16 protein-coding genes are annotated in these 14,129 nt (G+C 67.2%); 7 read left to right on the top strand and 9 right to left on the bottom strand.

The window, feature by feature from the left end; genetic code table 11:
* Positions 1-35: 35 nt before the first annotated feature.
* Complete coding sequence (locus BT183_RS08380) at positions 36-2,315, top strand: hypothetical protein (protein ID WP_072340885.1); 2,280 nt, start codon at positions 36-38, stop codon at positions 2,313-2,315.
* A gap of 809 nt (positions 2,316-3,124) precedes the next feature.
* On the opposite strand, the gene BT183_RS08375 is transcribed toward BT183_RS08380, so the two are convergent.
* The 3 genes from BT183_RS08375 to BT183_RS08365 form a co-directional block, all read right to left on the bottom strand.
* On the bottom strand, positions 3,125-3,502 hold the full coding sequence (locus BT183_RS08375; RefSeq protein ID WP_072340882.1) for a response regulator: 378 nt from the start codon (positions 3,500-3,502) through the stop codon (positions 3,125-3,127).
* Positions 3,503-3,720: 218 nt separating this feature from the next.
* Positions 3,721-4,386: a histidine phosphotransferase ChpT gene (chpT, locus tag BT183_RS08370; protein WP_072340879.1), complete on the bottom strand. Its 666-nt coding sequence runs from the start codon at positions 4,384-4,386 to the stop codon at positions 3,721-3,723.
* 94 nt (positions 4,387-4,480) lie between these two features.
* Complete coding sequence (locus tag BT183_RS08365; protein ID WP_084603344.1) at positions 4,481-4,969, bottom strand: YHS domain-containing (seleno)protein; 489 nt, start codon at positions 4,967-4,969, stop codon at positions 4,481-4,483.
* 114 nt (positions 4,970-5,083) lie between these two features.
* On the opposite strand from BT183_RS08365, the gene BT183_RS08360 reads away from it, so the two are divergent.
* A complete protein-coding gene (locus BT183_RS08360; protein ID WP_425290545.1) occupies positions 5,084-5,656 on the top strand; it encodes a DUF1134 domain-containing protein in 573 nt (190 codons plus the stop codon).
* 118 nt (positions 5,657-5,774) lie between these two features.
* The gene (locus BT183_RS08355) at positions 5,775-6,896 is read left to right on the top strand and encodes a hypothetical protein (protein WP_072340876.1); all 1,122 of its coding nucleotides are present in this window, start codon (positions 5,775-5,777) and stop codon (positions 6,894-6,896) included.
* A 94-nt stretch (positions 6,897-6,990) separates the two neighbouring features.
* On the opposite strand, the gene BT183_RS08350 is transcribed toward BT183_RS08355, so the two are convergent.
* Positions 6,991-7,350: a DUF6476 family protein gene (locus tag BT183_RS08350; protein WP_072340873.1), complete on the bottom strand. Its 360-nt coding sequence runs from the start codon at positions 7,348-7,350 to the stop codon at positions 6,991-6,993.
* Here BT183_RS08350 and BT183_RS08345 point away from each other — a divergent pair.
* Positions 7,349-8,371, top strand: coding sequence for an RluA family pseudouridine synthase (locus tag BT183_RS08345; RefSeq protein WP_072340870.1), 1,023 nt, complete (start codon positions 7,349-7,351; stop codon positions 8,369-8,371). The two genes, BT183_RS08350 and BT183_RS08345, sit on opposite strands and share 2 nt — an antisense overlap.
* A gap of 166 nt (positions 8,372-8,537) precedes the next feature.
* Positions 8,538-9,437: an RNA polymerase sigma factor RpoH gene (rpoH, locus tag BT183_RS08340; protein WP_072340868.1), complete on the top strand. Its 900-nt coding sequence runs from the start codon at positions 8,538-8,540 to the stop codon at positions 9,435-9,437.
* A 131-nt stretch (positions 9,438-9,568) separates the two neighbouring features.
* Here rpoH and BT183_RS08335 read toward each other — a convergent pair whose 3' ends face one another.
* The 5 genes from BT183_RS08335 to BT183_RS08315 form a co-directional block, all read right to left on the bottom strand.
* The gene (locus tag BT183_RS08335; protein ID WP_072340865.1) at positions 9,569-10,195 is read right to left on the bottom strand and encodes a hypothetical protein; all 627 of its coding nucleotides are present in this window, start codon (positions 10,193-10,195) and stop codon (positions 9,569-9,571) included.
* Between the two features lie 76 nt (positions 10,196-10,271).
* The gene (locus BT183_RS08330) at positions 10,272-10,766 is read right to left on the bottom strand and encodes a DoxX family protein (RefSeq protein ID WP_072340862.1); all 495 of its coding nucleotides are present in this window, start codon (positions 10,764-10,766) and stop codon (positions 10,272-10,274) included.
* Positions 10,763-11,518: an HvfC/BufC family peptide modification chaperone gene (locus tag BT183_RS08325; RefSeq protein WP_072340860.1), complete on the bottom strand. Its 756-nt coding sequence runs from the start codon at positions 11,516-11,518 to the stop codon at positions 10,763-10,765. The genes BT183_RS08330 and BT183_RS08325 overlap by 4 nt, the downstream gene beginning before the upstream one ends.
* Complete coding sequence (gene bufB / locus BT183_RS08320; protein ID WP_072340858.1) at positions 11,515-12,375, bottom strand: MNIO family bufferin maturase; 861 nt, start codon at positions 12,373-12,375, stop codon at positions 11,515-11,517. The genes BT183_RS08325 and bufB overlap by 4 nt, the downstream gene beginning before the upstream one ends.
* 71 nt (positions 12,376-12,446) lie before the next feature.
* Complete coding sequence (locus BT183_RS08315) at positions 12,447-12,734, bottom strand: BufA1 family periplasmic bufferin-type metallophore (protein WP_143145707.1); 288 nt, start codon at positions 12,732-12,734, stop codon at positions 12,447-12,449.
* A gap of 168 nt (positions 12,735-12,902) precedes the next feature.
* On the opposite strand from BT183_RS08315, the gene BT183_RS08310 reads away from it, so the two are divergent.
* Complete coding sequence (locus tag BT183_RS08310; RefSeq protein ID WP_072340856.1) at positions 12,903-13,448, top strand: sigma-70 family RNA polymerase sigma factor; 546 nt, start codon at positions 12,903-12,905, stop codon at positions 13,446-13,448.
* A complete protein-coding gene (locus BT183_RS08305) occupies positions 13,445-14,086 on the top strand; it encodes an NrsF family protein (RefSeq protein ID WP_072340853.1) in 642 nt (213 codons plus the stop codon). The genes BT183_RS08310 and BT183_RS08305 overlap by 4 nt, the downstream gene beginning before the upstream one ends.
* The last annotated feature ends 43 nt before the right edge of the window (positions 14,087-14,129 follow it).

Below are 14,129 nucleotides of genomic sequence, written 5' to 3'. Positions count from 1 at the left end.
TAAAACATCCGGACAAATCGTGAGCTGGCGCAGGAATGGCGGATTATAAAGAGCTGCTGAGGAAGGCGATCGAAGCGCTGCCCGAGAATAACGGCGCCGCCCGCCGCGCCGTTTACGAGAAGGCAAGGGCCGCCCTTGTCGGCCAGCTCCGCGCCATCAATCCGCCGCTCGCCGCCCGTGATATCACGACGCACCGCCTACAGCTCGAAGACTGCATCCGCCAGGTCGAGCAGGAAGCAAGCGAGGCGGTGATCGCCGGGCTCGGCATGCAGGAGGCGCCGCCGCCTCCGCCGCCGGTGTTTTTCGAGAACAAGGTGCCCCAGGCCGTCAAGGCGCAGCAGGCGGCCAAGCCGCAGCCGGTGCGCGGGCAGGTGGTTGCGCTGGGCCGCGATGCTGCCAAGGCTCCGGTTGGGCGTGAGGCGCCGCGCGCCGTGCCGCTCGAGGCCGGCTCGATCGAAGACATCATCGCGGCGGCCGATAAGGATGCGCGGCTCGACGACGGGCGCGCCCCGGCAGCGCGCAACGGCCGGGCCAATGGCACGCGCAATGCGGCCTCCGCCCGCTCGACGCAGATCACTATCGAGCCGCAGGACGACGACGAGCCCGCCCCGGTGGCGGCGCCCGCCCGCAATGGCGCGGGACGTCCCCTGCCCAATATCGTGGCGCGGGCCGAGGCCGCCCGCAGCCGCGGGCAGGCTGGCGCCTTCGTGCTGCCGGCCGAAGCGGCGCCTGTGGAAACCCGCCGAGGCGGTGGCCGTGGCCAGCTCGCGGCGCGCCAGGCCGAGGCGCCCGAATATTTCGACGATGTGCCGGTGGCCGCCGCAATGTCGAGCGTGCGCGAGGTGGAGGTCGAGCCCGCCCCGATCGATCCGCAGGGCGCCATCGACCGGGCCATCGCAACGCTCGATCGGGAGGCGCGCGGCGATTTCGACGACGAGCCGACCAATGGCGTCGCCTATGACGATGCTGACGATATTGGGGTCGACGACCGGGCGCGCCCGGCTGCCCGACCTGCCGCCAAGGGGGCCGGCAAGGTCCAGGCGCCCAAGGCCAAGACCGGCTTTTTCGCCGGCAGGTCGGCGCCGGCCAAGGCCGCACCGGCAGCCCCTGCAAAGGGGCGCGTCGAGCCGCAGCTCGAAAAGGCGGCGCGTGTAGAGCCCGAGCCCTTCGATGAGCCCGAGGACGAAGCCACGCTTCGCGAGCCGCCGGTGCAGCGGCCAGCCGCCAAGCCGGCAAAGCCGGCGCGCGGCAAGGCCGGACGCAAGGACTTCGCCGGCAAGGAATTCTCGGGCAAGGATGTGGCGGCAGCGGCGCAGCGCGGCAAGGCCGAGCCCCGTCGCGGCGGCAGTGCCGTCACCGTGTTCCTGCTCGTCTTCCTCGTGCTGCTCGGCGGTGCCGGTGGCGCGGGCTACTGGGCCTGGCAGGAAGGCTATATCGATCTCGACAGCATGTTCGGGGCCGGCACGGCGGATGTCGCCCAGGCGCCCGCGGCAACCACCCCGCCGGTTGGCGCCGCTGCGCCCGGCAATGCCGTGACGGGCCCGGGCAATACCGCGACCTCGCAGACCGCGGCGGCCGCCACCGGAGAATTGCGCGAAGAGCGGCTGCCGCAGGCCCCATCGGTGCCAGCGCCGCTGGCGCTCGTGCCGCCCAGTGCATCGGCGGCAGCGCCGGGCGTCGGCGTGCCCGGCACCGAGCAGCGCCTCAGCGCCACCCCGACCGAAACACCGAGTCAGGCCGCCGCCGCGGTTGCCGGCATCGATCCCGCCGCGACGGCCGGCAGCCAATCGCTGCTGCTCGAGGCGGCCGATGCCGGGCAGACCGGCGCCATCCCCTTCTCGGGCACGGTGGACTGGACGCGCGGCACCGACGAGACTGGCCAGCCGACGCTGGTGGGCAAGGCCAGCATTCCGGCGCGCAATCTGGGGGTCGATATCCTCATCCGGAAGAACTCCGATCCCAGCCTGCCAGCCAGCCACCTGATGGAAATCAATTTCCTCGTGCCCGATACCTTCATCGGCGGCTCGATCGCCGGGCTTCCGGGCGTGCTGCTCAAGAATGCCGAACTGGTGCAGGGTGAGCCGCTGGTGGGCGCATCGGCCCGCGTGGTGGGCAATACCTATCTCTTTGCCCTCAGCGCATCGCCGCAGGACACGACCAACAACAGCGCGCTGCTGACCTCGCGGCGCTGGATGGATCTGGCGGTGATCTACGCCACCGGTAAGCGCGCCATCCTGACGCTGGAAAAAGACGAGGCCGCCATGACGCTGTTCAGCGACGTGTTCGGCGCCTGGACCCAGACCGCCTCCAACTGAGGCTGAGGGGTTGGGGTGGGGCGGGTTCGAGTGCCCGAACCTCGTGCTTCGAGACGCCCCTGCGGGGCTCCTCAGCATGAGTTTCTTCTCCGCCAAGGTTCAACCGACCTCATGGTGAGGAGCGGCTTTAGCCGCGTCTCGAACCAAGGGGTGCGGGGGCGATGCTGGGCAATCCCCACCGGGTCGTTCCTGCAGAAGCAGGAACCTCAGTTGATCGGGCCAACATCGCAAACGGAGGTCCCTGCTTTTGCAGGGACGACGTTGTGGTGGGGTAGCATTGGGGGGCCCGAACCTCGTGCTTCGAGACGCCCCTGCGCCGAGCCATTCGCGCATAGCGCTCATGGCCTTCCGGCGCTCCGGTCGCTCGGCTGGAGCGCCCGGACCCTGCGGGTCGCCCGGAAGCCTGGCATGAGGTTCTTATTTGCAAAGGTTCAACCGACCTCATGGTGAGGAGCGGCTTTAGCCGCGTCTCGAACCAAGGGGGGCGGGGCGATGCTGGGCAATCCCCACCGGGTCGTTCCTGCAGAAGCAGGAACCTCAGTTGATCGGGCCAACATCGCAAACGGAGGTCCCTGCTTTTGCAGGGACGACCGTCGGGGGCGGGGAGGGACCGAGTGCCCGAACCTCGTGCTTCGAGACGCACCTGCGCCGAGCTATTCGAGCCTGGCGCTTATGACCTTCCTGCGCTCCGGTCGCTCCGCTGGAGCGCCCGGACCCTGCGGGTCGCCCGGAAGCCTCGGCATGAGGTTCTCATGAGTTTGGAGGGGGGATTTCGTCCAGCCGCTCACGAGGCGCTTGAATCCTCGCGCTCAGCCAGCCTTGCGGACGCGGGTGGGGTTGATGAATTTGGCTTCGAGGTGGTCGCGCTCGAAGGGCTTCATCATGAAGTCGTCGGCGCCGGCGCGCAGGGCCTGGGCGATCTGGCCGATGTCGTTTTCGGTGGTGACGAAGACGATGTGGGGGTCGGTGCCCCCGACATAGGCGCGCAGCAGCTTCAGGAATTCGAGCCCGCCCATGATGGGCATCTGCCAGTCGAGCAGGATGGCGTCGGGCATCTCCTGCCGGCACTTGTCGAGCGCTTCCTGACCATCCTCGGCCTCATCGACGATGTAATCGAGATCCTCGATGATGCGGCGGGCGACCTTCCGCACGACCGAGGAGTCGTCGATGATGAGACAGGACTTCATGACGCTCAGCCTCCTGCGGCCTGACCCTCAGACGGACGCAAGCGCTGCGCCCGTTCCCCCAAGGATGCGTCGAAACGTTCCGCACATCCTTGCCCCCGATACCCGGACAGCAGCCGAACCGCCTGTCTTGCCTGCCGATGGTTGTACTATCGGCGAACCACTCTAAAGCAATACCGCGCCCCAATACATGAGGCGCGTCGGTTCGGGATAGGAAAATATCAGTTCGTCGGCTCCGGAATGGCGGTAAAGGTAAAGATATCATCGACGAGCGTGACCTTGAGCACCATTCCGGTCATGCGCGCCAGGATGCCGGTATAGAAGGGCTGGATGCCGCGGGCATCGACGCCGCCCTCGGGTGTGCCGGCCAGAAGCTCCTCGACGCCCGAGGGCATGATGGTGCGCTGGCGCTTGTCCTTGTCGCTGGTGCAGGTGATGAGGAAGCTCTCCGACCCCGCCGCGCCCTCGACCTTGACGCTGACCAGCCCGCCGCGCGGCACGGCCATCGCCGAGATCGGCAGCATGTTCATGAGCAGCTTGGCCTTGTGCTTGGGCAGGAGGATGAGCGGCACCTGCCAGTCGAGATCGGCCTTCTCGATCTCGAACAGCAGGCGTGCGACGCGCTCGCATTCCCGCGTGTCGAAATCGGTGCCCGCGGTGGAGGAGGCGCCATAGGCAAGCCGCGCGAATTCGAGCTTGGCGCGGGCGTGGCGGGCCGAATTGGCGATGAGCTCATGAGCCCCATCGGCCATGGCGGTCTGAGTGGGATCGGCGAGAACCTCGAGGCCGTTGCCGATGGCCCCGACGGGATTGATGAGATCGTGGCACACGCGCGAACACAGCATTGCTGCCAGGTCCGTCGCCTTGAGCTCGATGATTTCGGCCATATGCCAGTCTCCGGAACAGTTCAGAATCAGTGAGGGGTGACAGTAGTGGTCGGAGGTGCCGTGGCAATGCTGCACACGGGGAGGATCGGCGCGCTCATGGCGCGGCGCCCGGCGCCGAGAAGCGCTGCCAGTTGGCCTCGGCGCTCGCGATGGCCGCATCGGGCGAGAGGAGGAAGGCCTCGCGATTGCCCACCGAATAGAAGAAATAAAGCTTGAGCCTGTAGCGCACGAAAATGCGGGGATCGCCCTCGGCCAGATAGCCGCGCGCCAGGCTCATGGCGGCATGCCCGCCGAACTGGGGGGCATAGATGTCGGGGGTGCGCAGGAAGACGTCGCGATTGGCTGCCGATGCAAAATACCATGTCACGTCCTGCCACTGGGCTTCGAATTCGGGCCGCCCCCGCTGCGGCTCGGCCTCGATGAAATAGCTCACCGGGTCGTAGCCTGAGGCGGCAACGCCGGTGAACGGATCGACCACGATGCCCGGCGCAGCCGCGACCGGCGCCGAGAGCGCTCCGAGCAGGCACAGAAGCCCGGCTATGGTTAAGATTTGTTTACGGATTTGCCGCATGATCGCCGTCATGATCGCGCAGGCTCCCGTCTGTGCCGACCAAGCGCCACTCTAGCCCCGTTGTGGTGAGCGCGCGGTAAACGTGCCGGCCGGCCCGACCCATCGAACCAGCCCTGGAGGCTCGACATGCTGAAGCGTCTCGTACTCGGTTTCACCCTGCTGATGGGGCTGCTCGCGCCCCAGATGGCCGCGGCCCAGCAGGGCGGATCGGTGGGCGACACCTATTCGAGCGCCGAGCTGGTTGAAAAGGGCGGCGCCTTCTTCGGCTCGGTGGCGCAGGGGCTGGCGTCGGTGGTGGAGCGGGCGGTGTCGCAATATGGCCTGCCAAACGGCTATATCCTGGGCGAGGAGGCCGGTGGTGCGCTGTTTGCGGGCGCGCGCTATGGCGAGGGCACGCTCTTTACCCGCAACCAGGGCGAGCATGGGCTCTTCTGGCAGGGGCCATCGATCGGCTTCGATATCGGGGGCGACGGCTCCAAGGTGATGATGCTGGTCTATAACCTCGATGCGGCGCAGCAGATCTATGGCCGCTATCCGGGGGTGGACGGCTCGGCCTATGTGGTGGGTGGTGTCGGCATGACGGTGATGAAATATGGTGATGTGGTGCTGGTGCCCATCCGCTCGGGCGTCGGCATCCGCGCCGGGGTGAGCGTGGGCTATCTCAAATTCACCAGCGAGCCGACCTGGAATCCGTTCTGATCGGCCAGGGGACTGACCGCAACGCCCCTTTGCGCTATGGTGGGCTCAAGCTGACCATGGCGCAATCCGTCCGGCTCGGCTATTGGCTGGCAAGTCGTGGCTTGGGCGGACCGGACCCATGAATATCGAAAACGTCATGTATTTCGCGCTGGGCCTGCTGATCGCGGGCCTTCTGGCGCTGATGCTGATGCCGGCCATCTGGCGGCGCGCCGTGCGGCTGACCAAGAAGCGCATCGAGGCGGCGACGCCTTTGACCATGGCCGAGTTCCGGGCCGACAAGGATGCGCTGCGGGCTGAATTCGCGCTCTCGACGCGGCGGCTGGAGCTCACCATCGAAAGCCTGAGGGGACGGCTGGCCGAGCAGCTGCGCGATGCGGCCCGGCACAAGACCGAAGTCGGCGCGATCGTGGGCGAACGGGGCACGCACCAGACGATCCTGCGCGATCTCGAGGGTCGCGAGGAAAGCGCGCGCAATCGCGTGCTGCAACTCGAACGCGAAAACACCGACCTGGCGCAAAAGCTGCGCATGCGCGAGCGCGAGCTGGCCGAGAAACTCTCGCAGTTCGAAAAGCAGAAGGCCGAGAGCAAGGCCAAGTATGCGGCGCGGCCGGCCAGCATCGAAGGGGTCAAGCTGACCCGCAACTACGAAACCGATATCGAGGCGCTCGCCGCCGTGATCCGCTCCGAGCGGGCCCGTGCTGAGGCTGGCGGGGCTGCGGTCGCTGACGGGGCGACGATGCCTCTGCCCGAAGGCGAGCCGGCCCAGGCGGGCGGGCGCGATGGGCAGGCCGGAGAGATCGACCAAGGGATCGCCACGGCGAGTATGGCCGAAGCGGAAGCGGCTATGGCCGCATCGGCGAGCCGGGTGACGGCGCTGCTGCAGGAAACGAGCCCGGTGGTGGCCGAAATCGCCGCCGCTGCGCCGGGGCCGGGGCTCATGCAGGCGGTGTCGCTCGATGCCGACATGCAGGCGGTGCGCGCCAAGGTGCTCGATGTCGAGGCGCTGATCCTCAAGGACTGGGGCAGCGCGGGCGTCGATGAAGATGGGCTGCGCCAGAAGCTGGGGGACATTGCCGAGGATGTCGGCCGGCTGGTCTATGCCATCGAGACAGCCGAAGCCGAAGCCCCCGCCGAGGAGAGCCTGCTGGCCCGCGTGCAGCGCTTTGCCGAGGATGGCGGGACAAGCGCCGCAGTTGCGGCCCAGCCGAGCGCGGCTGCCGCGCCGCAGGGACAGGGCTGAGCGGCCCTTCGCTTGCGGCGTGAAGCGCCAAGTCTTTGCCCCGCCTCTCCGTACGGCGAACCGGCAGCCACTTCGCCCGGAAAAGGCTCCGGGGCTATTCAGAGACGATGGGGACTTCGCGCAGCATCTCGCCGGTGCGGCCATCGAAGATGCGGATGCTGGTCACCGGGCCGGCGCGGTAGGTGAGGGTGAGGAGCCCACCCGAGGCGCTGGCCGAGATGATTTCGGACCCCGTCGGCAGGCTGATGGCGGGCAGGCTGTATTGGGCGGCAGCGCCGCCGCCATCGTCGCGCGTGACGCGGTAGACAAGCACGCCCGCCACGGTCATAAGACCCACAATCAGCAAGCCCATGGAAATGGCGAAGGATCGCCGAGCCCGCTGGAAGATCGCCTGGGCTTCCGGGCTCAGCGGCTCGGCTTCTGTATCGTCGGGCTGGGAACGAGGATCGCTCATGCAGGATCTATCCGGTGAAACGCTGGACTGGCAGTTGGTGGTGGATGCCGAGGCAGATGGCGGCCGCCTCGATGCCGTACTGGCCAAGGCTTTCCCCGTCTACAGCCGCAACCGCATCAAGGACCTGATAGTGGCCGGAGCGGTCTCGATCAATGGGCAAACCGCCACAGTGCCCAATACCAAGCTCAAGCTGGGGCAGGAGTTGCTGCTGGTCGCGCCCGAGCCGGTCGAGGCCGAGCCGCAGCCCGAAGACATTCCGCTCGATATCCTCTACGAGGACGATGCGCTGATCGTCATCGACAAGCCGGTGGGCATGGTGGTGCATCCGGCGCCCGGCAGCCTCGATGGCACGCTGGTCAACGCGCTGCTCTTTCACTGCGGAGACAGCCTTGCGGGCATTGGCGGGGTCAAGCGGCCCGGCATCGTGCATCGGCTCGACAAGGACACCTCGGGCGTGATGGTGGCGGCCAAGACCGAGCGGGCCCACAAGCATCTGGCGGCGCAGTTTGCCGACCATGGCCGCACCGGACCGCTGCACCGGCTCTATATCGCCTATGTGTGGGGGCGGACCGAGCAGGGGCGGGGCACCATCACCCTACCGCTCGGGCGCGACGCCAATACGCGCATGAAGCAGGCGGTGCGCAAGGACGGACGCGAGGCCATCACGCATTTCGCCGTGGACAGCCGGCATGGCGCCGAGGGCTGGGACATCACGCGGGTGCAGTGCATTCTCGAAACCGGACGCACCCACCAGATCCGCGTCCACATGCAGTATATCGGGCATCCGCTGGTCGGCGACACGCTCTATGCGCCGGGCTTTGCCACCAAGGTTGTAAAGCTGCCCGACGCGGTGCGCGCCGCGGTCGAGGGGCTGGGCCGGCAGGCGCTGCACGCGGCCGAACTGGGGTTCGAGCATCCGCTGACGGGCGAGGAGATGATGTTCGAAAGCCCGCTGCCCGACGATCTGGCGGCGCTGGAGGAAGCGCTGGAACCCTATGATCTGGCCCGTCCGGGGCGGTAGGAAGAGCCCTGCGACGCTCGTCCGGCGATGATCGTATTTTTACGATGAAGGCCTTATCAACGCCCCAATCACTCATATATTATGAGTGCAACTCATCCGTGTGCCGCCTGGACACGTTGATGAGGTATCTGCCCGCGCAAACGGGGGACAAGGAAAGGGGTGCGCCATGGCCCAGACAAATCTGCCAGTGCTTTCCGCCGAGGGCGGTCTGTCACGCTACCTGCAGGAAATCCGCCGGTTCCCGATGCTGGAGCCGGACGAGGAGTTCATGCTGGCCAAGCGGTACAAGGAGCATGCCGATCCCGACGCGGCCCAGCGGCTGATCACCTCGCATCTGCGCCTCGTGGCCAAGATCGCCATGGGCTATCGCGGCTATGGCCTGCCGATTTCCGAGGTGATCTCGGAAGGTAATGTGGGCCTGATGCATGCGGTCAAGCGCTTCGAGCCCGACAAGGGCTTCCGTCTTGCGACCTACGCCATGTGGTGGATCCGCGCCGCCATTCAAGAGTATGTGCTGCGCTCGTGGAGCCTCGTGAAGATCGGCACTACGGCGGCCCAGAAGCGGCTGTTCTTCAACCTGCGTAAGGTGAAGGGCCAGATCGCGGCGCTGGAGGACGGCAATCTGCATCCCGAGCAGATCAAGCAGATCGCCACGACGCTTTCGGTCTCCGAGGCCGACGTGGTCTCGATGAACCAGCGGTTGTCGGGCGATGCCTCGCTCAACGCGCCGATGCGCGCCGACGAGGGCGCATCCGAGTGGCAGGACTGGCTGGTCGACGACACGCCGGACCAGGAGACGACGCTCGGCAATTCCGAGGAGTTCGACGAGCGCATGCAGTTGCTCAACAGCGCGATGGGCAATCTCAACGATCGCGAAAAGGCGATTTTCCAGGCCAGGCGCCTGCAGGAGAGCCCGGCGACGCTCGAGGAGCTGGCGCAGGAATATAATGTCAGCCGCGAGCGTATCCGCCAGATCGAGGTGCGGGCGTTCGAAAAGGTGCAGGAGGCGGTGCAGTCTGCCGCCCGTCAGCGCGAAGAGTCCCGGCCCAACGCCATGGCGCACTGAGCGCCGGCTGACCGATCGGAACGATGCAAGGGGTGGCGAAAGCCGCCCCTTTTCGTTTGCGGGACCTCTCCAGGTCAGTGTTCCGTCGCTTTGCCGGACGGCGAGCCGGTATCGATTGCGCCCGGAAGCGCCTAGAGCGGGATCTGGCTGAGGCCGAAGCCGGCGATGCGGCCATCGATGAGGCGGTATTGCAGGTGCTGTATGAGGGCGCCGCCGGTGCCTGATTGCTCGTTGACGATGTTGACCACCGGTCCATCGGGCAGCGTGACGGCGAAGCGCGCCGCGATCTCGGCGGGCGGTGCGCCGAGGCCGGGCAGGCCGGTGGCGAGGTCCAGGGTGCTGGTGGAGCAGCCTTCGCGCTCTGCCTCCTCGGCGGGTGCGCGATCCATCCAGAGGCCTACGAGCGGCTGCGCTCCGCCATCCATGCTGTCGGATGCCAGCAGCAGGCGCGCCTCGCCATCGGATGCAGGGATGAGGAGGCAGATCCACGACAGGGGAACCGGCTGGCCGGCGCTGCGCACGGTGCCGCCCGTGGCGGTGGCGATCTCGGCGAGGCCGGTCTCGCTAAAGCGCAGCAGCGTCGACCCGATCTCGAGGGCACCGAACACCGGTTCGGCGATCTCGATGGTGGTTTCGGGCGCCAGCAGATCGCCGAGGAATTCCACGAGTGGCGCGGGCGGTGCCGTATCGCTCGCGACCGCAGGCGCGGCAACGAGGATCAGACTGGCGGCGACTGCAAAGGCCGGAAGGGAGCGCATCGTGCACCTCGGTTCAAGTCGAGATGCATCGATACTGCCTCGGCCGCAGCAAGGCCAGAGCCGCCCTGCGATGTGATCAGCCCATTGCGGGCATCGGCTGACGCCTGCGGGCGAGGATCGCCTGATCGAGCGAGGCCCAGCCGGCGCCATAACGCATGAGGACGAGCGCCATCACCGCCCAGGGGAGATGATAGGCGAGCCAGCCATCGGGCACGGTGAGCTGGATGATCGCTGTCATCAGGAGGATGCCGAGCGCTGCATAGCGTGTGGCCAGCCCGAGGATCAGCAGGATGGGCAGGACGATCTCGCCCACGCCCGCCAGCCAGGCCATGACGAGCGGCATCGGATAGGGAATGGCGGCGCCCAGGATATGAAGGCGAAACTCCTGCTCGAAGAGATAGCGCGCGCCCAAAGAGAGATTGCCGAACCCATCCCATTTGGTGAGGCCCGAGCGCCAGAAGGGAATGGCGAGCGCGATCCTGAGCCCCAGAAGCGGCAGAGCGGCCGGCAGGCGGGCGATGAGGGCTTCGCCGCGCCTATAGAGATCGGGGAGGGTGAACGAGGCGGTCATGATGATGTCTCCTCGGCAAGATGGGCGCTCGTGAAGGCGCCCGATGTGACGAGCCCAATGAGGGCGGCGCCGATGTCGGCGGGCGGCGAAGCGGTGGCGGCAGCGCCGATGGTTCGCCCCGCGATGAGAGCGTCGGCAAAAGCTTTGTCTCCGCTGGGGAGCACGCGCAGCGTCACATCGGCATCGGGGCGGGTGACGAGCACGGTTTCAGCCTCGCGCGCCGAAATGGGGGCGACCGGTTCGACCTGATGGGCCGACCATATGCTGCCGACGGGCCAGCCGGACACGATCAGCCGCGTCGCGGGATGGGCGACGAAGGCAAGGTCCGGGAGCCGATCGGTGGGAAAGCAGGCGAGATCCTGAAGGGTCAGGGGCAAGGATTCAGCGGCGTGGTAGCTCTGCGTCCAGGCGCATTCGAGCGCCATGAGATCGGGCAGCCAGGGCAGGCCGGCAGCGGGCGGAAAGCTCTCGACGAAAGCGGGGAAGTCATCGCCATAGCGCGCAAGAAGCGGCGAGCCAGGCTTGCAGTGGCCCACGTGAAGGCGGGCCATGCCGGCAAAGAACTCGGCACCCACGACGCGGCGCGTGACGGGGAAGCGGGCTTCGAGCGCGCGCACCAGCGTCACATGCACAGTGTTGCGATAGACCGCGAAGCGCAGCGGATCGACCGGGCCCCCGCGCGTCGTGAGCCCGGCAGGCGGCGGCAGGTCTGGCGACACCAGCGCACTGGCGAAGGCGTGTTGCGCGCTCATGAGGCGAGCCGAAAGGGCGTGCGCTGCATCGCGGCCTCGACGCGCCAGGCCTCATCGGCAAGGGTGGCGAAATCGGGCACGTCATTGTCCCATTCCACCAGCACGGGCATCGGCCCGGTGCGGCTCAGCAGGTGCTGGAAGAGCGCAAAGACATCGGGGCGGACGCGGCTGCCATGGGCATCGATGAGGAGGCGCTGGCCGGCGGAATCGGTGGTTTCGTCATAGCCGGCGAGGTGGATCTCGCCCACATGGTGCAATGGAAAGGCATCGATATAGGCGAAGGGATCGCGGCTGTGATTGACGGTGGAGACCATGACGTTGTTGACGTCGAGCAGCAGCCCGCAGCCGGTGCGATCGGCAATGCGCGCGAGAAAATCGATCTCGTCGATGCTGGATTCGGCGAACAGCACATAGGTCGAGGGGTTTTCGAGCAGCATCCGGCGACCGAGATGATCCTGCACCTGGGCGACATGGTCGCTGACCCGCGCAAGGGTTTCCGGCGTGTAGGGGACCGGCAGCAGATCGTTGAGGAAGCTGCCATCATGGGTGGACCAGGCGAGATGCTCGGAAAACGAGTTCGGCGTGTAGCGATCGACAAGGCGGCGCAGGCGATCGAGATGGTCGCGATCGAGCGGGGCTTCGCCGCCGATCGAAAGGCCGACGCCGTGGATCGAGAGGGGATAGGCCTCGCGGATGGCTGAAAGATAACGATGCGGCGGGCCGCCATCGCCCATGTAGTTTTCGGCATGCACCTCGAAGAAGCCGATGTCCGGGCGGGTGCCGAGAATGTCGGCATAATGCTCGGGCTTGAGGCCGAGACCGGCGCGGGACGGAAGTGCGGTGGCTGGCGCGATCATGGCAATCTCCTCGTAAGGCAGAAGGCGGGGCAGGACGGGGAGGGCCGGAGCCCTCCCCACCAGAGGCGGGATCAGGCAGCGGGGAGGTCGCGGTCGAGCGCTTCGAGCGCGCCGTTGCGACCATCGGGCAGCGCCATGGTGAGGCAGGTGCCGGCGGGGACCGCCTTCCACGCATTGCCCTGATAGTCGACGGTGGAGGTGCCGGCGCAGGTGGTGCCGGGGCCGGCGGCGCAATCATTCTGGCCGGCGAGCGAAACGCCGTAGCACTTCTCGGTGCTCTGGGCCGAAGCGGGCGCAGCGGCACCGGCGAGGGCAAGGGCGAGAGCGGAAGCGAGGGCGATATTGGCAACAGTGTTCATCAGAAGTCTCCCTTGGGTGGCGGGCTCGTCAACCGGCCCGTACTGAGCCATTCGCAGCGGAGGAGGGGTTCGTTACATGGCCCTGCAACACGAGATCGTGAGCACATCACCGCCGGCCTTGGGGTGTAACAAAAGCCGTTGGGGACCGAACTCAGGGGGGAATGACGCGTGACGGGCGAGGACCGCGAGGCGCAATTGCGCGCCTTGCTGATGCAGGCCAATCGCGGCGACGAACGGGCTTATGCCGCGTTTCTGGCATTGGCCGCCGTTCTGGTGCGCATCGTGGCGCGCCGAAGGCTCGGCGCCGGGCCCGGCATGGATGCGGAGGATATCGTGCAGGAAACCCTGTTGGCCATCCACGTCAAACGCCACACCTGGCGCGAGGCCGATCGCGTGACCCCATGGGTCGCGACCATCGCGCGCTACAAGATCATCGATGCCTACCGGCGACGGGGCAAGCGGGTGGATATCGACATTTCCGAGCTTGCCGAAGTGCTCGAGGCGCCCGAGACAGAGCGGGCGCGCGAGGAGGAGATCGTCCGCGCGCTCGCCCTGCTGCCTGCCGGACAGCGGGCGGTGGTCGAGCGCATCAGCCTCGATGGCCGCAGCATCTCCGAGGCCGCGGCGGACCTCAACATGAAGGAAGGCGCTGTGAGAGTGGCCCTGCACCGCGGGCTCGGCGCCATCGCAACCCGCTTCGGACTGAAATCATGACCGACACCAGTGCAATGATCGCGAGGCTCGCAGGCGATGCGGGACGGCGCGGCCCCGGTTTCGGCATTCGGCTGGCCGGACTCGTGGTGCTCGCCGCCGGTGTGGCCGCGACCGTGTTCTTTGCCACCATCGGGCCGAGGGCCGATATCGCGGCGGCGGCCGAGACGATCCGCTTCCTCGCCAAGTTCGTGCTGACACTGTCGCTGGCCGGAGCGGCGCTCTACCTCTTTGATCGGCTGGGACGGCCCGGGGCGGCATGTGCCCGCCACTGGCTGGCGCTGCTGGTGCCCGGCGCGGTGCTGGCGGCCATGCTCGTGGGCGAGGCGATGACGCTGCCGGCGCCCCAATGGCAGGCGGCGATGATTGGCAGCAACAGCCTTGTGTGCCTCACCTTCATTCCGCTGATCGGGATCGGGCCGCTGCTGCTGCTGATTTTCGGCCTGAGGCAGGGCGCGCCGACGCGGCCTGGTCTTGCCGGGGTCGTGGCCGGAGTGCTCGCCGGGGCCATGGCGGCGAGCTTTTATGCGGCCCACTGCACCGACGATTCCCCGTTTTTTGTTCTGCTCTGGTACAGCATCGCGATTGCGGGGCTGGCGGCAGCGGGCGGGGTGCTCGGCCGGATCTTCGCGCGTTTCTGAGCGCCGACATCAAGGCCCTGAAATGCAAAACGCCCGGAGGCAT

This window comes from Devosia enhydra (assembly GCF_900119845.1).
Lineage (GTDB): Bacteria > Pseudomonadota > Alphaproteobacteria > Rhizobiales > Devosiaceae > FPKU01.
The sequence above is the reverse complement of the archived record's forward strand: the minus strand, read 5'-3'. Positions and strand labels throughout refer to the sequence as shown.